Origin of the sequence: Hydrogenobaculum sp., from assembly GCF_049967395.1 — a bacterium.
GTDB lineage: Bacteria > Aquificota > Aquificia > Aquificales > Aquificaceae > Hydrogenobaculum.
In genome coordinates, this window is record NZ_JBMFST010000133.1 from 1 (window position 1) to 550 (window position 550).

Annotated in this window: 1 protein-coding gene; it reads right to left on the bottom strand. The window is 27.5% G+C overall.

Features of this window, described 5'->3' with window-relative positions:
• Positions 1-483: CRISPR-associated endonuclease Cas3'' (locus tag ACP5S8_RS08545; RefSeq protein ID WP_461876511.1), on the bottom strand; the 483-nt coding region annotated here is incomplete at its 3' end.
• Between the last annotated feature and the right edge of the window lie 67 nt (positions 484-550).

A 550-nucleotide genomic window follows, 5' to 3' on the forward strand; every position in this document is an offset into this window, starting at 1 on the left:
CCAGTCTTGGCGAATGTTTAATTCTTGTAAGAACAACTCAAACTGTTCTGGTTCAATTGCATCTACTTGTTTCTCAATTATATTCTTATCAAGCTTAAAATTATCGATTAAGTCTTTAGGATCAGTATGATGATGTTTTACAGCTAAGTAAGAGAATATCGCATAATCTTTTAGTTCTGTTTTACTCATGCAAAAATAAGAATATAAAGCAGAAATAAGAGCATGATTTTTTAACTCTTCATTAAAATTTATCTTTTCTTCTTTGATATATTGTTGAAAATATGTTGTAAATTTGCCAAAATCATGTAAGGCTATAGATATCTCTATCGCTTGCTTTATATTATTATCTACCTTACTGTCTTTTAAAAAAGCCCTAGCAATATCTAAGCATCTGTTAATGTGGTCTTGAATATAAATATTTGGATGAGAAAAAATAACACATTTTTCATTGCTATACGTATTCACTTGTTTTTCTGTCGTCATAAATAATAATATAAGAAAATTGTATAAGCTTTACAAAAATTATGAACACCTAGCCTAGCCATAATAT